General features: G+C 67.3%; 23 protein-coding genes. 13 read left to right on the plus strand and 10 right to left on the minus strand.

Translation table 11 applies throughout. From position 1 onward, the window contains the following. Positions 1-17: 17 nt before the first annotated feature. From Herbaro_RS16845 to infA, 10 genes are all read left to right on the plus strand, one after another. The gene (locus Herbaro_RS16845; protein ID WP_275010769.1) at positions 18-236 is read left to right on the plus strand and encodes an RNA-binding S4 domain-containing protein; all 219 of its coding nucleotides are present in this window, start codon (positions 18-20) and stop codon (positions 234-236) included. Continuing rightward, entirely contained in the window at positions 236-853 is a 618-nt protein-coding gene (locus tag Herbaro_RS16850; protein WP_275010770.1) for a DUF924 family protein, read from the plus strand. The genes Herbaro_RS16845 and Herbaro_RS16850 overlap by 1 nt, the downstream gene beginning before the upstream one ends. Before the next feature lie 141 nt (positions 854-994). Beyond that, entirely contained in the window at positions 995-1,510 is a 516-nt protein-coding gene (gene pilV / locus Herbaro_RS16855) for a type IV pilus modification protein PilV (protein WP_275010771.1), read from the plus strand. Next, the gene (locus Herbaro_RS16860; protein WP_275010772.1) at positions 1,510-2,394 is read left to right on the plus strand and encodes a PilW family protein; all 885 of its coding nucleotides are present in this window, start codon (positions 1,510-1,512) and stop codon (positions 2,392-2,394) included. The genes pilV and Herbaro_RS16860 overlap by 1 nt, the downstream gene beginning before the upstream one ends. Continuing rightward, positions 2,391-2,978 (plus strand): pilus assembly PilX family protein, encoded by a 588-nt coding sequence (locus Herbaro_RS16865; RefSeq protein WP_275010773.1) that lies wholly within the window; start codon positions 2,391-2,393, stop codon positions 2,976-2,978. Before Herbaro_RS16860 ends, Herbaro_RS16865 begins: the two co-directional genes overlap by 4 nt. Positions 2,979-3,006: 28 nt before the next feature. Next, positions 3,007-3,441, plus strand: coding sequence for a type IV pilin protein (locus Herbaro_RS16870; protein WP_275010774.1), 435 nt, complete (start codon positions 3,007-3,009; stop codon positions 3,439-3,441). A gap of 4 nt (positions 3,442-3,445) precedes the next feature. Further along, on the plus strand, positions 3,446-3,922 hold the full coding sequence (locus tag Herbaro_RS16875) for a GspH/FimT family pseudopilin (protein WP_275010775.1): 477 nt from the start codon (positions 3,446-3,448) through the stop codon (positions 3,920-3,922). A 104-nt stretch (positions 3,923-4,026) separates the two neighbouring features. Continuing rightward, positions 4,027-5,148 carry a bifunctional diaminohydroxyphosphoribosylaminopyrimidine deaminase/5-amino-6-(5-phosphoribosylamino)uracil reductase RibD gene (gene ribD, locus Herbaro_RS16880; RefSeq protein WP_275010776.1) on the plus strand — a complete coding sequence of 374 codons (1,122 nt, stop codon included), beginning with the start codon at positions 4,027-4,029 and terminating at the stop codon, positions 5,146-5,148. Between the two features lie 28 nt (positions 5,149-5,176). After that, entirely contained in the window at positions 5,177-5,794 is a 618-nt protein-coding gene (locus Herbaro_RS16885; protein WP_275010777.1) for a riboflavin synthase, read from the plus strand. Positions 5,795-6,228: 434 nt separating this feature from the next. After that, complete coding sequence (gene infA, locus Herbaro_RS16890; RefSeq protein ID WP_275010778.1) at positions 6,229-6,495, plus strand: translation initiation factor IF-1; 267 nt, start codon at positions 6,229-6,231, stop codon at positions 6,493-6,495. A 482-nt stretch (positions 6,496-6,977) separates the two neighbouring features. Here the strand turns inward: infA and Herbaro_RS16895 are convergent, their stop codons facing one another. Next, the gene (locus Herbaro_RS16895) at positions 6,978-7,190 is read right to left on the minus strand and encodes a cold-shock protein (protein WP_275010779.1); all 213 of its coding nucleotides are present in this window, start codon (positions 7,188-7,190) and stop codon (positions 6,978-6,980) included. Positions 7,191-7,519: 329 nt separating this feature from the next. Between Herbaro_RS16895 and Herbaro_RS16900 the strand changes: the two genes are divergently transcribed. Next, positions 7,520-8,809 carry an O-acetylhomoserine aminocarboxypropyltransferase/cysteine synthase family protein gene (locus tag Herbaro_RS16900; RefSeq protein ID WP_275010780.1) on the plus strand — a complete coding sequence of 430 codons (1,290 nt, stop codon included), beginning with the start codon at positions 7,520-7,522 and terminating at the stop codon, positions 8,807-8,809. Between the two features lie 205 nt (positions 8,810-9,014). Next, positions 9,015-11,135: a TonB-dependent receptor gene (locus Herbaro_RS16905; protein ID WP_275010781.1), complete on the plus strand. Its 2,121-nt coding sequence runs from the start codon at positions 9,015-9,017 to the stop codon at positions 11,133-11,135. Positions 11,136-11,234: 99 nt separating this feature from the next. On the opposite strand, the gene Herbaro_RS16910 is transcribed toward Herbaro_RS16905, so the two are convergent. From Herbaro_RS16910 to Herbaro_RS16950, 9 genes are all read right to left on the minus strand, one after another. Next, positions 11,235-12,326 (minus strand): LLM class flavin-dependent oxidoreductase, encoded by a 1,092-nt coding sequence (locus Herbaro_RS16910; RefSeq protein WP_275010782.1) that lies wholly within the window; start codon positions 12,324-12,326, stop codon positions 11,235-11,237. A 9-nt stretch (positions 12,327-12,335) separates the two neighbouring features. Continuing rightward, positions 12,336-13,346: an NrtA/SsuA/CpmA family ABC transporter substrate-binding protein gene (locus Herbaro_RS16915; RefSeq protein WP_275010783.1), complete on the minus strand. Its 1,011-nt coding sequence runs from the start codon at positions 13,344-13,346 to the stop codon at positions 12,336-12,338. 58 nt (positions 13,347-13,404) lie between these two features. Then, positions 13,405-14,154: an ABC transporter ATP-binding protein gene (locus Herbaro_RS16920; protein WP_275010784.1), complete on the minus strand. Its 750-nt coding sequence runs from the start codon at positions 14,152-14,154 to the stop codon at positions 13,405-13,407. After that, positions 14,154-15,005 (minus strand): ABC transporter permease subunit, encoded by an 852-nt coding sequence (locus tag Herbaro_RS16925; protein ID WP_275010785.1) that lies wholly within the window; start codon positions 15,003-15,005, stop codon positions 14,154-14,156. Before Herbaro_RS16925 ends, Herbaro_RS16920 begins: the two co-directional genes overlap by 1 nt. A gap of 128 nt (positions 15,006-15,133) precedes the next feature. Next, positions 15,134-16,255, minus strand: a complete 1,122-nt coding sequence (locus Herbaro_RS16930) for a porin (RefSeq protein ID WP_275010786.1) — start codon at positions 16,253-16,255, stop codon at positions 15,134-15,136. 192 nt (positions 16,256-16,447) lie between these two features. After that, positions 16,448-16,981, minus strand: a complete 534-nt coding sequence (locus Herbaro_RS16935) for a hypothetical protein (RefSeq protein ID WP_275010787.1) — start codon at positions 16,979-16,981, stop codon at positions 16,448-16,450. Between the two features lie 183 nt (positions 16,982-17,164). Further along, complete coding sequence (gene ligK, locus Herbaro_RS16940; RefSeq protein ID WP_275014041.1) at positions 17,165-17,848, minus strand: 4-carboxy-4-hydroxy-2-oxoadipate aldolase/oxaloacetate decarboxylase; 684 nt, start codon at positions 17,846-17,848, stop codon at positions 17,165-17,167. A gap of 8 nt (positions 17,849-17,856) precedes the next feature. After that, the gene (locus Herbaro_RS16945; protein ID WP_275014042.1) at positions 17,857-18,888 is read right to left on the minus strand and encodes an amidohydrolase family protein; all 1,032 of its coding nucleotides are present in this window, start codon (positions 18,886-18,888) and stop codon (positions 17,857-17,859) included. Between the two features lie 8 nt (positions 18,889-18,896). Further along, positions 18,897-20,054: a 4-oxalomesaconate tautomerase gene (locus tag Herbaro_RS16950; protein ID WP_275010788.1), complete on the minus strand. Its 1,158-nt coding sequence runs from the start codon at positions 20,052-20,054 to the stop codon at positions 18,897-18,899. 129 nt (positions 20,055-20,183) lie between these two features. On the opposite strand from Herbaro_RS16950, the gene Herbaro_RS16955 reads away from it, so the two are divergent. Next, positions 20,184-21,389 (plus strand): LysR family transcriptional regulator, encoded by a 1,206-nt coding sequence (locus Herbaro_RS16955; RefSeq protein WP_275010789.1) that lies wholly within the window; start codon positions 20,184-20,186, stop codon positions 21,387-21,389. Positions 21,390-21,416: the final 27 nt, after the last annotated feature.

A 21,416-nucleotide genomic window follows, 5' to 3' on the forward strand; every position in this document is an offset into this window, starting at 1 on the left:
CCCTTGAAAGAAGCAAGATGCAAAAGATCACATTCCCGCTGGACGGCCATCCCCACGTCGAACTGAACCAGCTCCTGAAACTGTGCGGCCTGTGCGACAGCGGCGGCGCCGGCAAGCAGCTGGTGGCCGAGGGCCTGGTCAAGGTCGACGGCAAGCCGGAGTCGCGCAAGACCTGCAAGATTGGCGCCGGCCAGAAGGTCGCGCTTGGCGACGTGCTGATCACGGTGACCGGCTGATGGGCGCGGATCTTCCGGCCGCCGGCATCCTCGACTTCTGGTTCGGTCCCGGCTGGGAAAGCGCGCCGGCGGCCGAGGTCGCCCAGCGCCAACAGGCGCTGTGGTGGCGCAAGGATCCGGCGGTCGACGCCGAATGCCGCGCCCGCTTCGAGGCGCTGGCGCAAGACGCCGCCGCCAACAGGCTGGCCGACTGGGCCGACGAGGCGCATGGGGCGCTGGCGCTGATCCTGCTGCTGGACCAGCTGCCGCGCAACATCCATCGCGGCGCGGCGCAATCCTTCGCCGCCGACCAGCAGGCGCGCCAGCACACCCACCTGGCGCTGGCCATGGGCCTGGACCAGCAGCTGCCGGCGATCGGCCGCGTGTTCATCTACATGCCCCTGGAGCACTCGGAAGACATCGAGGACCAGGAGTACTCGCTGCAACTGTTCCGCGCGCTGGCCAAGGAGGCCAAAGGCGCCGACAAGTCGTATTTCGACGGTTACGCCGACTATGCGAAGAAGCACCATGCCGTGATCGAGCGCTTCGGCCGCTTCCCGCACCGCAACCAGATCCTCGGCCGCGCCTCCAGCGCCGAGGAAGCCGCCTTCCTGCAACAGCCCGGCTCGTCGTTCTGAGCAACGCCGGGGCCGTCGGCTTCGACGGCCCCGGCGAACATCTTCGATACCGCGACGAAATAAGCGCCCCGCACGCCGGGGCGCTTTTTCTTTGGCCCACACTCGCCGCTTCCCGAACTTGCGCCGACGGCGCCACGTGCCATGCGCAGCGCCTCCTCCGGATTCACCATGACAGAAGTGCTGGTCGCCCTGCTGCTGGTAGGCGCCGGCGCGCTGGCGATGGCCATGCTGCAGTTGCAGACCCTGCGCGGCAGCCGCGACGGCGCGCTGCAGGCCAGCGCCGCAGCCATGGCGCAGGAGCTGGCCGAGCTGCGGACGGCCTATCGCGCGGCCGCGCCCGATGCCGCCGACGCGGGCGACCCTTACCTGTTCGCGCTCAGTCCCTTCTCCCGCTCCGACGCGCGCGCCGGGCACTGCGCATCCGGATGCGACGCGGCCGGCTTTGCCGCCGCCGCCCTCGCCGAATGGCGCGCCAGGCTGCAGCGCGAACTGCCCGGCGCGCAGGCGGTGGTCTGCCGCGACGGCAGCGCAGATCCCCGATCCGCCTGGCGCTGCGACGATGCAGCGGACGGGCCGGTGGTGATCAAGCTGAGCTGGCGCGGCAGCGCGCCGGGCGCCTCGGCCACGCCGCTGATGGCGCTGGCGATCGGCCGCTGATGCGCCGGCGGCCGCCCTCCCCCGGCGCCGCGCAGGCCGGCCTCTCGCTGGTCGAGCTGATGGTGTCGCTGGCGCTGGGCCTCCTGGTGGTGCTGGCCGCCAGCGCCCTGCTGCTGCAAGCCCGCGCCGCCTACCTCGACATCGACGACGCCGCGCGCGTACGCGAAACCGGCCGCCTGGCGCTGGCCCACCTGGCCGACGCGCTGCGCCAGGCCGGACACTTGCCGCGCGAGGCCGCGCCGACGGCAGACTGGCCGTCCGGGGCCGTCCTGCTCGGCGACGACGACAGCAGCGATCCCGGCGCGCTCGACGCCGCCGCCGGCAGCCTGCGCGCCTCCGCCGCCCGGGGACTTCACGGCAGCGACATCCTGATGGTCGGCTACTTTGGCGCGCCATCGTCGTCCGGCGCGGCCATCGCCAACTGCAGCGGCGGCGCCGTGGACGACGCGCCGCTGCAATCGGATACGCGCAGCTGGAGCATTTACTACATCGCGCCCGGCATCGGCGACGAACCCGAGCTGCGCTGCCGCTATCGCGGCAAGAGCGGCGCCTGGGCCACGGGCGCCATCGCGCGCGGCGTCGAGGCCATGCAGCTGCGCTACGGCCTCGACAGCGACCTCGACGGCCACGCCGACCGCTGGCTGGACGCCTCGGCCATCGGCGCGGCCGACTGGCCACGCGTGCGGCTGGCGCGCATCGCCCTGCTGGTGCGCGGCGAGCAGCGGCGTCCCGCACCGGCCGGGATTGCGCCGCGCAGCTACCGGCTGTTCGACGAGCCCGCCGGCGACCGGGCTTGGACCTACACCGAGCAAGGCGGCGAACAGCGCCTGCGCGCGGTGTTTCGCACCACCGTCTTCCTGCGCAATGCCGGCGGTCCGCCATGACGCGGCAGCGCGGCGCATCGCTGCTGATCGCCCTGGTCATGCTGTCGGTGATCCTGTTGCTGGGCGCGGCCGGCGCCGCGCTGCTGGTGCTCGACGAGCGCGCCGCGCGGCACCTTCGCGCGCATGGCCAGGCAAGGCTGAACGCCGAGGCTGCGCTGGAGGAGGCCTGCGCCGAGATCGCGCTGGGCATGCGCGTGACGGCGAGCGCCTTCCCGTCGGCGCAATGCCGCGCCGATGCGGAGGGCCGCGGCCTGTGCCGGGCCGGGCGGAGCAAGGCCGATGGGCTGCTGCAGATGTTGTCGGGAGCCGCGGCAGGCGCCGCCGTCTATGGCGAGTTCAGCGGCCGCCGCATCGCCCCGGAGGGCGTCGCCGCGCCGCGCTACCTGATCGAACGCATCGAACCCACTTCGCCGGCCGGCGACGGCGGGCAGGACGACGACGCGCTCTACCGCATCAGCGCCGCCGGTTTCGGCCGCGGCGGCGCCACGGCCGGCCTGCAGCAGGTGGTGCGCCGGCAGGCCGACGCCTCCGGCCAGGCGCGCTGCCTGCGCCTGGCCTGGCGCACCTTGCCCCTTGAACCGTGACCCTTGCCCCTGACCGAAAGGATTCCCGATGACGCCACCTCGATTGCCGCGACGCCCGCGCGGTTTCACCCTGCTCGAACTCACGGTCACGCTGGCCGTCGCCGGGGTACTGGCCACGCTCGCCTGGGGCGGCTACGGCCATTGCCTGCTCAAGGCCAGGCGCGCCGAGGGCCGCGCGGCGCTGCTGCAGGCGCTGTTGCAGGAGGAGCGCCAGTTCTCGGCCGACCACATCTATCGCGCCTTCCTGCCGGACAAGCGCGAGTTGCAATTCACCTGGTTCTCCGGCGACAGCCCGCAGCACAGCGCCTATCAACTCGGCGCACAGGCCTGTCCCGGCGAAGGCCTGGACAGCTGCGTGCGCGTCACCGCCACGCCGGCCGGCATCCACCGCGACGAGCACTGCGGCGCGCTCTTCGCCGACACCATGGGCCGGCGCGGACCGTCTGCCGACGGTTGCTGGTAAGGCGATGCGCAGCCGCGGCTTCGGCCTCATCGAACTGATGGCGGCGCTGCTGATCGCCGCCATCCTGCTGGCCGCCGGGGTGCCGGCGCTGCAGTCCTTCGCCGCCGAGCAACAGCTGGCCGGCGCCGCCAATGCCTTCTTCCACGGCGCCAGCCTGACGCGGGCGGAAGCGCTGCGCCAGGGCAGCGTGGCGCGCATGACGCCGGCCGACGGCCGCGACTGGGCCAGCGGCTGGAGCATCGAAGCCGGCGGCCGGCCGGTGATGACGCAGCCCCCGCTGCCGCGCGGCGTCGCGGTGAGCCATGGCGGCGGCGGCGATGCAATCGCCTACAAACCCGGCGGCCAGCCGCTGGCCAGGGCCACGTGGCATTTCAACGGCGGCGGCAAGGCGCGCCTGGTGGCGATCAATTTCCTCGGCCGCATCAGGGTCTGCAATCCGCAGGCCGACAGCCGCTGCGGCGCCGAGCAGGAAGCCGACTGAGGCGGCGCCGGCGGGCCCGCAAAGGCGTGTATATTGACGGGCATCATTTCGCCCCCATCTTCAGCGGCGGCGAGTTCATCCCCTATGGCATATCCGGCACATCCATGACGCTTCCAGACGACCCGATCTACCAATTCGACATCGAAAACGACCAGCAGGCCATGGCGCTGGCGCTGATCCAGGCCGGCTTCGGCATGCTCAACACCACGCCCAATCCGCGCGTGGGCTGCGTGATCGTCAAGGATGGCCGCGTCATCGGCGCCGGCTTCACCCAGCCGCCCGGCGGCAACCACGCCGAGATCCAGGCGCTGGCCGACGCCGCCGCGCGCGGCGCGGACGTGCGCGGCGCCACCGTCTACGTCACGCTGGAACCCTGCAGCCATTTCGGCCGCACCCCGCCCTGCGCCGATGCGCTCATCCGCGCCGGCGTGGCGCGCGTGGTGTCGGCCATCGCCGATCCCAACCCGCTGGTGGCCGGCCAGGGCCTGGCCCGGCTGCAGGCGGCCGGGATCGCCACGACCTGCGGCCTGCTGGAAGAAGAAGCGGTGGAGATCAACATCGGCTTCCTGCACCGCATGCGCACCGGCAAGCCCTGGGTGCGCATGAAGAGCGCCGCCAGCCTGGACGGCAAGACGGCCTTGAACAACGGCGCCAGCCAATGGATCACCAGCCAGGCCGCGCGCGACGACGGCCACATCTGGCGCGCCCGCGCCTGCGCCATCATGGCCGGCATCGGCACCATCGCCAAGGACGACGCCCAGCTCACCGTGCGCGCCATCGACACGCCGCGCCAGCCGCGCCGCATCGTGGTCGACAGCAAGCTGGTGGTGGCGCCCGAGGCGCGCGTGATCCAGGGCGGCGGCACCTGGGTGTTTACCGCCTGCGAGGACAAGGAGAAGACCGCCGCGCTGCAGGCGCAAGGCGCCGAGGTCATCGTGCTGGCCAACGCCGCGGGCAAGGTCGATTTACCGGCGCTGGTGGCCGAACTGGGCCGCCGCCAGATCAACGAACTGCACGTGGAAGCCGGCTCGCGCCTCAACGGCTCGCTGGTTCGCGAAGGCTGCGTCGATGAGCTCATGCTCTACCTGGCGCCCAGCCTGCTGGGCGAGGGCCGCGGCATGTTCGACCTGCCGCCGCTGGAGGCGCTGTCGGGCAAGACCGAACTGCGCTTCCACGAGGTCAAGCAGATCGGCCCGGATTTGCGTATCCTTGCACGCTTCAATTGACAGGCTTTTTCAGCTTCAGGACCCGATTATGTTCACAGGTATCGTCGCCGCCGTCGGCAAGATCACAACCGTACAAGCACTGGCCGCCGGCCCCGACGCCGGGGTGCGCCTCACCATCGACGCCGGCGCGCTGCCCATGGCCGACGTCGGCCTGGGCGACTCGATCGCCCTGAACGGCGCCTGCATGACCGTTGTGGAGAAGACCGCCGACGGCTTCACCGTCGATGTCTCGCGCGAAAGCCTGCGGCTCACCGCCGGCCTGGACGCGCCCGGCGAAGTGAACCTGGAAAAGGCCCTGACCCTGGCCGAACGCCTGGGCGGCCACCTGGTCTCCGGGCACGTCGACGGCCTGGGCCGCGTGCACTCGTTCGAGCCTGTGGGCGAATCGCGCGAACTGATCGTCGACGCGCCCAAGGCGCTGGGCAAGTACCTGGCCTACAAGGGCTCGATCGTGGTCAACGGCGTGTCGCTGACGGTCAATCGGGTCGAGGACCTGGCCGACGCCTGCCGCTTCTCGATCAACCTGATCCCGCATACCGTCGAGGTGACCACCCTCAAGCACCTTCAGGCGGGCAGCAAGGTGAACCTGGAAATCGACCTCATTGCGCGGTATGTGGAGCGCATGCTGAGCAGCGCGTCCAGCTGAACCCGGGGTTTTCCCGCCACCCGAGCGGCCGCCCGGCCGCCCGGAGCCGCCGTCTCCGCCATCTTGCCGCCCGGCATCAGTGGGCGCATTGCCACGCCGGACGCAAATTCAGCTAGGTGAATTGGCCGATCATAGGTATAGTTATCCGCCTTACCGGCTGAGTAAGTTGAAAGTTTGGTTCTCTCTCACTGTATTGTCGCTGCGGCAATACCTGTCTGACCCCAGTCCATCCCCTTTCATTCGGTCGTCCGCTCTCGGCCGTCCCTACTTGCTCCGCGCAAGCATTGTGAATTAACCGTCCCGCCATGGCGCGCTTGTGTCCGGATCGCCAGAGATCCGACCATCACCGCTGCCGCCCCGCATGCGCAAGGCATCGGTGGCATGCCCGGCCCGTGGCGAGGCTTTTTAACCTGTTGCTTTTTAAAGGAGCTCGAATGGCTAAGGAAGAACTGATTGAAATGCAAGGCCAGGTAACGGAAGTCCTGCCCGACTCCCGCTTCCGCGTCGACCTGGAAAACGGCCACTCCCTGATCGCCTATACCGCAGGGCGCATGAAGAAGAACTTCATCAAGATCCTGGCCGGCGACAAAGTGACCCTGGAACTCTCCCCGTACGACCTCAACAAGGGTCGCATCATCTACCGCCACATCGAAAACCGCGGCGGCACCGGCGCTCCCCGCACCCAGTTCCGTCGGCGCTAAGCCTTCGGCCGGCCGCATCCCGGCAATGCCGGGAGCCGCCGACGGCATGTCCGCCCGGGCACAGCCCCCAGAACGCAAAAAGCCCACCAAAAGGTGGGCTGTTCATTGATTAATTCTGAATTCTCCGCAACCCATGCTATCTGCATGGTGCCGCAGCGTTGAACGACCCGTCCTATCCGGGCGGTGCCATTCCAATACAGTCGCTCGCCGATTCCGGCTGCCCTTGCGGGCCGCATGCCGGATAACGAAGCTTAATAAACTATTTGCTTGGCCGGCTTCCCGCAGCGCATGCCCGCGCTATCTGCGCGTTGGCATGTGACGGTGAAGCGGGCCGGCGTCGCCATCGCGCCGACTCGATTGCCAGCCCCTGCTATCTGCAAGGTGCCGGCCACAGATATCCGTAAATCGGAGCGGTGGAAACGCCGGGCCTGGCTGCCTGCCGCGTATGGACGGCGGGCAAGCTCAGGCTTGAAAGATGATGCTTAAGCGATCGGCTTGATGTTGGTCGCTTTTTCGCCCTTGGGGCCGACGCCGCGCTCGAACGACACGCGCTGGTTCTCGGACAGGCTCTTGAAACCGGTGGACTGGATGTCCTGGAAGTGGGCGAACAGATCAGCGCCGCCGGCATCGGGGGTGATGAAACCGAAACCCTTTGCATCGTTGAACCACTTCACCACGCCAGTTTGGGTGCTCATAATATTTCCTTTGATTGAATAGGGGCGTCATGCCCGAAAGGCACTTGAGACCAAGATAAAACCGAAGGAAAAAAGACAGAACGACCGGAGGGAGAACAACAGTCAGGCGGAATTGGAACCAACAAGAATACGGCTTGATGCAAGTACAACGAACACTATACCCGATCTTGGACGAATGCGCAAAGAAATGTGGTTTTCATGCACAAGCCCCCGTAACCGGCGTCCTCCCTGCGCATATTCATATGCAAAACCATTCCTTCGCCGCCCGCCCCGTCCGCGCTAGCGTCTTCCTGCCGCATCCCTTCAAACAGACGACAAGCGAGACGACCATGGCAGACCAAGCAGACTGGAAATTCGAAACCCTCTCTCTCCACGCCGGCTACGACCCCGACCCGACCACGCGCGCGGTGGCCGTGCCGATCTACCAGACCGTGGCCTTCGCCTTCGACGATACGCAGCACGGCGCCGACCTGTTCGACCTCAAGGTGCAGGGCAACATCTATTCGCGGATCATGAACCCGACCCAGGACGTGCTGGAGAAACGCCTGGCCGCACTGGAGGGCGGCATCGCCGCGCTGGCGGTGGCCTCCGGGCAGGCCGCGGTGACCTACGCGATCCAAACCATCGCCGAGGCCGGCGACAATATCGTCTCGGCCTCCACGCTGTACGGCGGCACCTACAACCTGTTCGCCCACACGCTGCCGCAGTTCGGCATCGAGACGCGCTTCGCCGATCCGCGCCAGCCAGCCTCCTTCGAACCGTTGTTCGATGCGCGCAGCAAGGCGGTCTTCATCGAGTCGATCGGCAACCCGCTGGGCAACGTCACCGACATCGCCGCCATCGCCGGGATCGCGCATCGCCACGGCGTGCCGCTGATCGTCGACAACACGGTGGCCACGCCCTACCTGCTGCGCCCCTTCGAGCACGGCGCCGACATCGTCGTGCACTCGCTCACCAAGTACCTCGGCGGCCACGGCACCACGCTGGGCGGCGCCATCGTCGACTCCGGGAAATTCCCCTGGGCCAAGCACAAGGAGCGCTTCAAGCGCCTGAACGAACCGGACGTCAGCTACCACGGCGTGGTCTACACCGAGGCGCTGGGCGAAGCCGCCTACATCGGCCGCGCGCGCGTGGTGCCCTTGCGTAATACCGGCGCCGCGCTGTCGCCGTTCAACAGCTTCCAGATCCTGCAGGGGATTGAGACGCTGGCGCTGCGGCTGGACCGCATCACCGCCAACGCGCTGGCGGTGGCGCAATACCTCAAGCGCCATTCCAAGGTGAACTGGGTCAACTATGCCGGCCTGGAAGACCACCCCGACCATGCGCTGGCCCGCAAGTACTTCAACGGCCGCGCCTCGGGCGTGCTGACCTTCGGCGTGGGCGATGGACGCGAGGGCGGCGCGCGCTTCCAGGATGCCTTGCGACTGTTCACGCGCCTGGTCAACATCGGCGACGCCAAGTCGCTGGCCACGCACCCGGCCTCGACCACGCACCGCCAGCTCTCCCCCGCCGAACTGGCCAAGGCCGGCGTGACAGAAGATACGGTGCGCCTGTCGATCGGCATCGAGCACATCGACGACCTGATCGCCGATCTCGACCAGGCGCTGCAATCGGTGTAATACCTCCCGGCTCCGGTGCGCGCGCGTTGCGACAATATGTCGCACGACGCGCCGCACCCGGCACTGCATAATTTCCCGCTGGCAAGACCGTCACCGGCAGCACTTTTCGCCCGGTGTGCCTCAAGTATCCCGCCACGCATCGCGCATCGTCCGATGCCCCGCCCACGGTTGCCATTTCACATCACAACAACGACGGGGAATTCCAATGAAGTTCAATCGCTGCGCCCTTGCAGTGGCGCTGGCCTGCGCCGCGCATACCCAAGCTCAAGCCCAAACGAAAGCCGCGCCCGACGGGCCGCTCCCGGCCATCACCGTGAGCGGCGACAAGCCGGCGCAAGCCGTCCGGAGCGGCGCCGACAGCGCCCTGCTGCCCGTGACGGAACCAGGCTATGCCGCCGCTGCGGCCGGCGGGGTCTCGGCGCTGCCGGTCTTGAACGGCTTCGCCGCCGACCGCCTCAAGATCAGGCTCGACGGCATGGAAATCACCGCCGCCTGCGGCAACCAGATGAACGCCCCCATGTCCTACATGCCGCCATCCCAGGTCGGGACAGTGCGCGTGATCGCCGGCATCACGCCGGTCAGCGCGGGCGGGGACAGCATAGGCGGCAGCATCGAACTCAATTCGCCGGCGCCGCAATACGCGGACGGCCCGGGCTGGACGCTGGTCAAGGGCGGTTTCTCGACGTCTGCGCGCAGCGTCAACGCCGAGGTATCGGCATCGGTCAACGCCACCGTCGCCACCGACAGCTTGTCGGTCGGCTACACCGCCAGCCGCACGCGCGCCGAGAGCTACGTGAGCGGCAACGGGCAGAAGGTGCTGGCCAGCCAGTTCGAAAGCGATAACCACGCGCTCACCGTGGCCGCGCGCGGCGATGACCGCCAATTGGTACTGAAGGTCGGCCAGCAATACATTCCCTTCCAGGGTTTCCCCAACCAGTACATGGACATGACCGGCAACCGCGCCACCTTCGCCAATCTCGGCTACGACCGCCGCTTCGACTGGGGCAAGCTCCACGCCAAACTCTACTGGCAGCATACCGAACATGCGATGGGCTTCTTCACCGCCGAGCGCACCGGCACCATGCCGATGAACACCCGCGGCCGCGACATGGGCTACACGGCCCGGGCCGACATCGACCTCGGCCGGGACGGCGGCGACACCCTGCGCATCGGCAACGAGTTCCACAGCTTCCGCCTCAACGACGACTGGCCCGCTGTGCCCGGCTCGATGATGATGGGCCCCAACCCATACGTGAACATCAGCGATGGCAGGCGCGACCGCTTTGCGCTGTTCGCCGAATGGGAACGCAAGCTCGATCCACGCTGGAGCACGCTGGTGGGCATCCGCGACGAGCTGGTGAAGACCGACTCGGGCAAGGTCCAGGCCTACGGCGCCGGCATGATGAACGCCGCCGACGCCGCGGCGGCAGCCGTCTTCAACAGCCGCAGCCATGCCAGGAGCGACAACAACATCGACCTCAGCGCGCTGGTGCGCCTGGAGCGGGACGCAGGCACGACCTTCGAATGGGGCTACGCCCGCAAGACGCGCTCGCCCAACCTCTACGAGCGCTACACCTGGGGCCGCGGCACCATGGCCATGACCATGACCAACTGGTTCGGCGACGGCAACGGCTACGTCGGCAACATCGACCTCAAGCCCGAAGTGGCCAATACCTTGAGCGCCACCGCCGACTGGCACAGCGAAGACCACGAGGGCGACGAACGCCGCTGGCACGTCAAGGCCACGCCTTACTTCAGCTACGTACAGAACTACATCGACGCCGACGTGATCGGCCGCTTCAGGCCGTATGGCGTGGCGAGCGCCTCGGGCAACCTGCTGCGCTTTGCCAACCACGATGCGCGCCTGTACGGCCTCAACCTCTCGTGGAAGATACCGCTGCACAGGGGCGCCGCGCTGGGCGATCTCTCCTTCACCGGCAAGGCCGGCATCACACGCGGCGCGCGCGTGGCCGGCGGCAACCTGTACCACATGATGCCGTTTAACCTCCTGGCCGCGCTGGAACAGCGCAGCGGCCACTGGAGCAACCGCGCCGAGCTGAATTACATCGCGCGCAAGACCCTGGTGGATGTGCAACGCCTGGAACCGGTCACCGCCAGCTACACCCTGGTCAACCTGAAAAGCACCTACCAGGCGACCAAGGCGGTCTCGCTGTCGGCCGGCATGAGCAACCTGTTCAACCGCAACTACGCGGACGCGCTGGGCGGCGTCTACCTGTCGGGCCTGGCCAATGCGAGATCGGGAACGCTGCGGGCCTTGCCGGGATATGGGCGATCGCTGGACGTGGGGGCAAACGTCAGCTTCTGAACGGGCCTACATGACGCGCATGCAAAAAAGGCAGGGAGCGCTCCCTGCCTTTTTTCCTTCAGCGTCGAAGCGGACTTCAACGCTCGCGCGCCGCCGCCGTCAGGCCGCCTTCTTCGCCAGGCGCTGCGCCACCAGCTCGCGCGTGCGCGGGATCAGTTCGCGGCCGTAGTCGGTCGCGTCCTCCAGCGGATCGAAGCCGCGGATGAGGAAGGTCGTCACGCCCAGGTCGTAGTAGTCCAGCAGCGCTTCGGCCACCTGATCGGGCGTGCCCACCAGCGCGGTGGAGTTGTAGCGCGCGCCGGTCTCCTTGGCGATCGCGGTCCACAGGCGCTTGTCCACGCGCGCGCCGCGCTCGGCCGCGGCCAGCAGGCGGCGCGCGCCCTCGCTTTGCTGCGGCCCGGTGTAGGCCGGATGCAGCCTGGCGTTGCCGGCGCGCAGGCGGCGGGTCTCCTCCAGGATGCGCTCGGCGCGCTCCCAGGCCTTGTCCTCGGTCTCGGCCAGGATCGGGCGGAAGGACACCGAGAAGCCGATCTCGCGGCCGTTGCGCGCGGCCTCGGCGCGCACGCGGCCGGTCAGGTCGCGCACCTGATCGAGCGACTCTCCCCACAGCGCGTAGATGTCGGCATGGCGGCCGGCCACCGGAATGGCCGCGTCCGACGCGCCGCCGAAGAAGATCGGGATGTGCGGCTTCTGCGCCGGCTTGACCTCGGAGAAGGCCTGCTCGAAGCGGTAGTGCGCGCCCTCATGGTCGAACGGTTTGTCAGAGCTCCAGACGCGGCGCAGGATCTCCAGGTATTCGTCGGTGCGCGCATAGCGCCGGTCGTGATCGAGGTAGTCGCCGTCGCGGCGCTGCTCGAGGTCCGAACCGCCCGAGATGATGTGCACGCCCAGGCGGCCGCCGCTGAAATGATCCAGCGTGGCCAGCTGGCGCGCCGCCAGCGTGGGCGAGACGAAGCCGGGCCGGTGCGCCAGCATCAGCTTGATGCGGCTGGTGGCGGCCGCCACCTGGGCGATGGTCAGGATCGCATCCGGGCCGTTGGAGTGGTAGGGCACCAGCACGCGGTCGAAGCCGGCTTCCTCGTGCGCGCGGGCGAAGCGCAGCAGGTAGTCGGTGTCGATCGCCGGGCCGGTCGGCGCATGGATCTCCGAGTTCTTGTTGGTGGTGACCATGCCGATGAAGTTGACGCTCATGCTGTTCTCCTAGACGTTGACGATGTAGTCGGTGACCTTCACTTTCTGCGGCAGGATCTTGCGCGCCGACAGCCAGTCCGCCGCGCCCTGGAAGGTGGCGATGAACTTGGCGTCGTCGGCGCCGTGGAACTCCCAGCGGCGCGCCAGCCTGATCAGCGAATCGCGCACGGCGTCGGAATAGCCGGCGTCCTTCTGCACCAGGAGCTCGGCCTCCTTGGGATTGCTGGTAATCCACTCCCCTTCGGTGCGGTAGGCGGCGTTCACGGCGCGCACGATGTCGCCGTTCTCCTCGGCGAACTTGCGGTGGGTGACGTAGGAGTTGAAGTCGATCAGGAACTCCAGGTCGCGCCCTTCGAAGAACACGTCGTGCGCCTTGTATTCCACGCGGGCGATATCCACGCCCGGACTCCACATCGACCAGGCGTCGACCTTGCCCTGGGCGAAGGCCGGGCCGGCGTCGGGCGGGTTGAGGTAGACGAACTTGACCTTGTCGCGCGCGATGCCGTGCTTCTCCAGCGCCGCCACCAGCAGGAACTCGCCCAGGCCGGAACGGTTCACCGCCACCGTCTTGCCGACCAGGTCGCCGACCTTGTCGATGCCGGAACCGTCCTTGGCGATGATGGCGGTGCTGCGCGGCTCCACCACCGCGAACTGGGTGAACACCAGCGGCGAGCCGGCGATCATGGCCGCCAGCGCCGGCGTGGTGCTGCCGCCGAAACCGAAGTCGGCGCTGCCGCCTGTCACCGCCTGCAGGGACGGCGCGTGGTTCGGGAACGGCCCGATCCACTGCACCTTGATGCCGTCCTTGGCCAGCGTCTTCTCGAACTCGCCGCGGGTGCGCGCGATGCCGGGCAGGCCGCCCTTGCCCCAGGCCAGCCGCACGGTGTCGGTATTGCGCGATTTCCCGGGCGCGGCCCAGGCGGAAGAAGCAAGTCCGCCCGCGCCCAGGGCGGCGCCGGCTAAGGCGGCCTGGAGCAAATGGCGTCGATGGGGATTGGCTGGCTGGTCGTGTTCGCTCATGAGAGTGTAATGAAGGTGAAGAAGAACGCCGCCGGCAGCGCCGGCGGCACGCGGGAACTCAGGCCTGCGCCGCCACGCCCAGCTCGGCCAGCAGCCGCTCGCGCAGCTCCTGCGCGGCCGGGTGTGCGCGGTTGTGCGCGGCCTCGGGGGCGACCGTGTAGTCGCGCGCGATGGCGCCGTCGCGCATGACCAGGATGCGATCGGCCAGCACGATGGCCTCGTCCACGTCGTGCGTCACCAGCAGCACGCCGGGACGGTGGCGCTCCAGCAGCTGGCGCACCAGCGCGTGCATGCGGATGCGGGTCAGCGCGTCGAGCGCGGCGAAGGGTTCGTCCAGCAGCAGCAGGCGCGGCTCGCGCACCAGCGCGCGCGCCAGCGCCACGCGCTGGGCCTGGCCGCCGGAGAGGTTGCGCGGCCAGTCGTCGATGCGGCTGCCCAGCCCGACCTCTTCCAGCGCCGCCTTGGCCAGCGGCCGGCCGCTCTTGTCGTCGAGGCCGAGCGAGACGTTGCGCCACAGCGGATCCCAGGGAATCAGGCGATGCTCCTGGAACACCACCGCCGGCTGCGAGGCGCCGTCGATGCGGCCGCCGTCGATGGCGTCCAGCCCGGCCAGGGCGCGCAGCAGCGTGGTCTTGCCGCAGCCGCTCTCGCCCAGCAGCGCCACGAACTCGCCGCGCGCGATGCGCAGGTTCAGGCCCCTGATGACGTTGCGGCTGCCATAGCGGCGCTGCAGGTTGCTGACGATGACGGCCGGCTCGTCGACGCCGGCCGGGTGCATGGTATGGGTGATGGCAGCGGCGGCGGACATCAGCGCGCCCTCCCCGCGTAGTTCGGATGCCAGGCCAGCAGCCTGCGCTCCAGCAAGCGGGCGATGCCGTCGGAGACCACGCCGATGCCGGCGTAGATGACGATGGTCAGCACGATCACATCGGTCTGCAGGAATTCGCGCGCATCCATCGCCAGCGAGCCGATGCCGACGTTGGCGGCGATGGTCTCCGCGATCACCAGCGCCAGCCACGCTACCGCCAGCGCATAGCGCACGCCGGCCAGGATCGAGGGCAAGGCGCCGGGCAGCACGATGCGGCGGATCAGCGTCCAGTTCGACAAACCGGTCACGCGGCCCAGCTCGATCAGCTTGGGATCGACCTGGCGTATGCCCAGCACGGTATTGATATAGATCGGGAACATCACTCCCAGCGACACCAGGAACACCTTGCCGCCCTCGCCCACGCCGAACCACACGATCACCAGCGGCAGCGCCGCCAGGAAGGGCACCGCGCGCACCATCTGCACACTGCGGTCGAACAGCGCCTCGGCCAGGCGCGAGAAGCCCACCAGCGTGCCCAGCGCGAAGCCGATGCTGCCGCCGATGGCAAAGCCTGCCGAAGCGCGCAGCAGGCTCGCGCCGAGGTCCGACAGCAACCGGCCCTGGCCGATCAGGTTCCAGGCGGTGCCGACCACCTTGCTCGGCGCGGGCAACACCTGCGGCGACAGCGCGCCGGCGCGGGCGAAGGCCTCCCAGGCCAGCAGCAGCGCCAGCGGCGCGATCCAGGAAATGAGGAATAGCGAGCGCGCGCCGATCGGCCCGTGCGGTCGCGCGGGAACCGAGGCCGGCGGCGCCGATGCCGGCAGGGGAAGACTGTTGGCCGCTTCGGACATACGGATTTCCTTCACAGGGTGAGAAGGAAAATCCTAATCAGCTTTGCGCCGGGCGATAAGGAATGATTTTGAACTTGGATATCCGGTAAACACATTTGCGCACTCCGTGACCGGAGTGCGCAACCGGATCAGAAGGTATGGCGAATGCCGAATTGCACGCCGGTCTCGCTGGCGCCGGCATCCGGGCTCAGCGCCTGGCTGGCGGTGAAGCTGGCGCCGGTCATCTTGTAGGCCGCCGTGTTCTGGTTGACCAGGCGCGAGGCCACCGCGTACAGGCGGGTGCGCTTGGACAGGTCATAGTTCACGATCAGGCTGAACTGCCTGGCGTTGTTGTTGTAGCTCGAGCTGTCCTTCACATAGCCACCGCCGGCGCCGATGGTGGTGCTGGCATTGATACGGTAGTCGGCCGAGAGGCTATAGGTGTTGTGATAGTTGCCGATAGCGGTAGTCAGCAAGTTGCCGGTCGGATCGTACTTGCCGGCTGGGTTGACGAACACGTTTCCGGTGGTGGCGGAGACCACTTCATTGGTGCGGAAGAACGCCAGGTAGATCTTGCCGCTGCCATAGTCCACATTGCCGCCCAGCATGAACTGCTTGACGCTGTTGGTATTGGTGCCGTTCTTGGCGTTCAGGTAGGCGCTGCCCACGTACACCGGCCCCTGCTGTGTCTGGGCGCCGATCTGGTAGACCGAGTTGGACGCCACGCTGCCGGCGCGCTCGCCCACCGAGTAATGCAACTCCAGGTTGGAGTTGGCGAACTTGGGCGAGATATAGCTGATGTCGTTGTCGACCCGCGCCAGCCAGTTGGCGAAGTTGTTATAGGCCGAGCCGTAGGTGGCAGCGCCGAAGGCGTCCATGTTGCCGGCATAGAGGAACATGGGCGTGTTCTGGCGACCCACGCGCACCTCGCCGAAGCCGCCGCCCAGCCCCACCCACGACTGACGGTCGAACAGGCGATAGTTGTTCTGCTGGCCGCCGGTGCTGGGATCGAAACCGTTCTCCAGGTTGAAGGTGGCGCGGTAGCCGCCGCCCAGATCCTCGCTGCCCTTGAAGCCGAGCCGGCTGGTCATTTCGCCGTTGTTTCCCATGGCCCAAAGCGAGGTGTTCTTGCCTCCCACGGTACTCTTCTGGTACGCCGTATAAACATCCAGCACGCCGTAGATGGTGACCGAACTCTGGGCGTACGCCGCCGGCGCCGCCGCCAGCAACAGCGCCACGGGCAACAGTTTTGTTTTGTTAGTGAAATGCATCTGAGCTCCTCCTCAAGGTATATCGATGTTGTGATGTCGCGGGTTGAAACCTTGCCGGCGCGACGGCATCCCGCTGTTTGCGCGCTCTGGAATCGGACGCCATGAAAATCCTGGTAAAGCCGTCTCCCACCGCCGGGCGCGCGGCGCCTGGCGGGTCGGGTTGCTGCTACAGGAATCAGGCGTTCAGGCGAATCAGGTCCGGGCCTGGCTTTCGAAGTGCTTCTTGACGATCAGCGCCAGCGGCACGGTGAAGAAGATGTGCGACATGAAGCCGCCGATGATCACGGCGGGATCGTAGTAGTTGGGATGGTTGTCGGAGGCGATCATGATCGCCACGTGCATCAGGATCCACGCCACCACTGCATAGAACAAGGCGACGAATGTGGCCTCATAGCCCTTGCGGCGGAAGTGCGGCCAGATCGCCGCGAACAGGACGCCCCACACGATCGTGAAGAAGAAATGAATGCCGGTGCCGACGAAGTAGGCAATGATGCCCAGCGACTCCTGGACGTCCTTGCCGAACACCAGGCCGGTGGCGTTGCGTGGAATGCCGGCCAGCGGCATCATGTGCTGGGCGCCGACCCACACGAGCGCTTCATAGATCCAGATGATGATGCCACCGGTCAGGCCGCCGATGATGCCGGCCTTGATCAGCGCCGAACGGTCGGTCCAGCCTGCTGTTGATGATGCCGCGTCCAGGGCGGCTGTGTGTTGCGTGGATTGCATGGTGTCTTCCTCTTTCCTTTAAGTTGGCGATTGGATGGACGGCTTGACCGTCCCATTTTTCTTCTGCTGCTTGTTGTTGCTTTTCTTTGTCTTTATTTGCTTGCCGCGACACGCTGTTTTCGTTGCCGGCGTCGCCGTCGCCCCTCCTTTTATCGCGCCGCTCCCGGCTTCAGTCGACGTATTTCAGTCGATATACTTCAGTCCCGCCACCTCCAGCGGCCCGCGCATGTTGTACATATCCAGGCCCAGCACGCCGGCGGCCAGCTTCTCGCGCTTCTCGCCTTCCAGGTCCTCACGCTTCTGCGCAGCCTGGGCCACGCGCGCTGCATCGTCGGCCGCCACCACCACCACGCCGTCGTCATCGGCCACGATGGCGTCGCCCGGGTTGACCAGCGCGCCGGCGCAGATCACCGGGATGTTGACCGAACCCAGTGTGGCCTTGATCGTGCCCTTGGCGCTGATCGCTTTGCTCCATACCGGAAAACCCATCTCCTTCAATATCTTCACGTCGCGCACGCCGGCATCGATGATCAGCGCCCTCGCGCCTCGCGCCATGAAGCTGGTCGCCAGCAGGTCGCCGAAGTAGCCGTCGGTGCAGTCAGCGGTCACTGCCGCCACCACGATGTCGCCGGATTGGATCTGTTCGGCTGCGACGTGCAGCATCCAGTTGTCGCCGGGATGCAGCAGCACGGTCACGGCGGTACCGGCGATGGCGGCGCCCGGATAAATCGGGCGCATATAGGGTTTCAGCAAACCGGTGCGGCCCTGTGCCTCATGCACTGTGGCCGCGCCGAACTTTCCGAGGTGTGCCACCACGCCGGCGTCGGCGCGTTCGATGGTGCGCTTGACCACGCCCAGCTGGTTCATCGGTGTGCTCATGCTTGCAATCCTTTCGCTGTCAGGGCGGCGTCCAGGCGCGGGTACACCCGGCGCGCGTTGCCCTCGTAGATCTGGTGGCGCTCTTGCGCGGTCAGGTCGGCCGCGTCGATGTAGCGCTTGGTGTCGTCGTAGTAATGCCCGGTCTCGGGATCGATGCCGCGCACCGCGCCGATCATCTCGGAGGCGAACAGCACGTTCTCCACCGGGATCACCCGCGTGAGCAGGTCGATGCCCGGCTGGTGGTAGACGCAGGTGTCGAAGAAGATGTTGTTCAACAGGTGATCCTTGAGCAGCGGCTTCTTCATCTCCTGCGCCAGGCCGCGGAAGCGGCCCCAGTGGTAAGGCACCGCGCCGCCGCCGTGCGGAATCAGGAACTTCAGCGTCGGGAAGTCCTTGAACAGGTCGGAGGTGAGGCACTGCATGAAGGCCGTGGTGTCGGCGTTCAGGTAGTGCGCGCCCGTGGTGTGGAAGCAGGCGTTGCAACTGGTGCTCACGTGGATCATGGCCGGCACCTCCAGCTCCACCATCTTCTCGTAGAGCGGATACCAGGACTTGTCTGACAGCGGCGGCGAAGTCCAGTGGCCGCCGGACGGATCCGGGTTCAGGTTGACGCCCACGAAACCGTACTCCTTCACGCATTTCTCCAGCTCCGCCAGCGAGCTGCGGATGTCCGCCCCCGGCGACTGCGGCAGCATGGCCGCGCCGATGAAGTGATCCGGGAACAATTGCGCCACGCGATGGCACAGCTCGTTGCAGATTGCCGCCCAGGTCTGGCTGGTGTTGAGGTCGCCGATATGGTGCGCCATGAACGACGCGCGCGGCGAGAAGATGGTCAGGTCGGCGCCGCGTTGCTTCATCAGGCGCAGCTGGTTGGTCTCGATGGAATCGCGCAGCTCGTCGTCGCTGATGCGCAGCTCGGCGACCTTCGGCCCCAGCTCCGGCGTGTTCAGGTTGGCGACCTGCCGGTTGCGCCAGTCCTCCAGCGCCTTGGGCGCGGTGGTGTAGTGGCCGTGGCAATCGATGATCATTGGTTCTCTCATTCGCAGTTCTCCTGGTTCTCGTTGTTCCGGTTCAGGATGGCGGCCGGGATCAGCGCTTCGCCGCGCATGATGGGCCGTGCCGTGCGCAGCAGCGCGGCGCGCACGATCTCTTGCCGGCCATGCGGATCCAACTCCAGCTCGACGCTGAATTCGCCGCTGGGATGCTCCACCGACACGGTGCGCCTCACCCCGGCGCCCGCTTGCGCCAGCCCTTGCGCCACGGTACCTTCGAGCACGCAGGCGGTGGCCACCGTGACGGCCGCCAGCACGCCAATGGCTTCATGGCAGACGTGCGGGATGAAGCAGCGAGTCGCGATGGCGCCTCCAGCCGAGGGCGCCGACAGCAGGCACATCTTGGGATAGTTCTTCGTCGCCACATCGCCCAGGCCCATCAATGGGCCGGCGGCCAGGCGCAGCGCTTCCAGCGTATTCTTGAGCGCCGCGTTGCCGTTGAGCTCGGCCACGCTCTCGTGGCCGTCCACGCCGACGTCGGCCGCCCGCAGCAGCACCATGGGCATGCCGTTGTCGATCATCGTGACGTCCAGTTCATGTACGGCGCCGCCGGCGCTCGAGAAGCCGAGGCGGTCGCGCGCGCGGCCGGTCGGGAGCATGGCCGGACATACAGAACCGGCGGTATCGATAAAACTGATCTTCACCGGAGCCGCACTGCCCGGAACACCATCGATGCGTGTATCGCCGGCGTAGCGGATGCGGCCACCCGGCGTCTGCACGGTAACGTCGCACTGCATGCCGGTGTTGAGGGTCAGGATGCGGGCCGTGGTCACGCCATCACTTGGCGTCACCAGGGCGCGCTCGATGGCGAAGGGCAGCACCGCCGCCAACATGTTGCCGCAGTTGGGAGTAGTGTCGACCAGGTCCGACTCCGGCTGCAGCTGGGCAAACAGGAACTCGAGATCCACCCCCGGCACACTGCTGCGGCCGACGATGGCGGCCTTGCTGGTCAAGGGATGGGCGCCGCCCAGGCCGTCGATCTGGCGACGATCTGGAGACCCCATGACGGCCAGCAATGCCCGGTCGCGCAGCTCGCTGGCGGCCGGCAGGTCGCCTGCCAGAAAGAATGGCCCGCGCGAAGTACCACCCCGCATCAGGGTGCAGGGAATCGAGATCAGGTCCTGACTGGATGGCTTGGGCACGCTCTTTACCTTTGCAAATAAGTGCGCCGAGTATGCGCGAGCGGTCGCCACGCTTGGTTGCGTTGTATCCTTTCCTCTGTTCTAATTTTCTAATCGAGTTCAGACAGCGCCGCCCGGAGACCCACGAACATGTCCCTGCTCAACTTGCGCCACCTGCACGTCTTCAATGTGGTCGCCACCACCGGCGGCGTGCGCCGTTCTTCCGATACGCTGTTGCGCGCTTCATCTGCGGTGGCGCGCTCTGTCGCCGCGCTGGAGCACAGCCTGGACATCCAACTGTTCGAACGCAAGGGACGCGGCATGCTGTTGACCGGCGCCGGCGAGGCGGTGAAGCTGCGCGTGGACCGCATCGAGGCCGAACTGCGCGAAGTGCGCGACGATGCGCTGCGCCTGCGCGAGCGCACCGGCAGTCAGGTCGCCAGCCTCGATGCACTGTTCAATGAACGGCGCCTGCAGGCGGCCACGCTGCTGGCGGAGACGCATCACATGCCCAGCGTCGCGCGGCTGATGGAAGTCTCGCCGTCGGCAGTCAGCCAGGCCATCTCCATGCTGGAAGGCATCCTGGGCCAACCTCTGTTCTTCCGCACCGCGCACGGCATGCTGCCGACCGACGCTGGCCGACGCTGGAGCGAGCGCTTCGGGCGCGCGCTGGCCGAACTGCGCCACATTCCCGAAGACATCGCCGCGCTGGCCGGCATCGTGCAGGGCACGGTGACCGTCGGCGCCCTGCCTTTGGCGCGCTCGCAACTGCTGCCCACGGCGCTGGCGCGCGTGCTGGAAAAACACCCTCGGCTGCAGATCCGTTCGCTGGAAAGTCCTTATGAAGAACTGGCCGCCGGGTTGATGAGCGGACGCATCGACTTCATCGTCGGCGCCCTGCGCGCCTTCTCTAGTGATACCTTCTCCATGCGCCCACTGGTGGCCGACAGTGCGGCATTGCTCGCACGCACCGGGCATCCGCTGTCGCGACGCAAGAAGCTGTCGTTGGACGATCTCGACGGCTACCCTTGGGTGCTGTCCCGCGCCGGTACCCCGCTGCGCGATTCGATCGAGCAGTTCTTCCTCGACAACGGACGGCAGGTGCCGCGCGCGGCCGTGGAGACCGGCGACCTGGCGCTGCTGCGCGGGCTGCTGCTTTCCAGCGACATGTTGACCGTGATCTCGGCGCACCAGTTGCACCACGAGATCGCCACCGGTCAACTGACCGCCCTGCCATTCGCGATGCACGGCATGCAACGGCAGATCGGCATCATGCAAAGGAAGGGCGCCCACCTGTCCCCCGGCGCGCAGGCGCTGCAACAGGAGATCGAGGCCACCGTAGCCTCCTGGCGCTGACGGGCGCCGCAGCCGGGAAACGCGGCT

Origin of the sequence: Herbaspirillum sp. WKF16, assembly GCF_028993615.1 — a bacterium.
Lineage (GTDB): Bacteria > Pseudomonadota > Gammaproteobacteria > Burkholderiales > Burkholderiaceae_D > Herbaspirillum.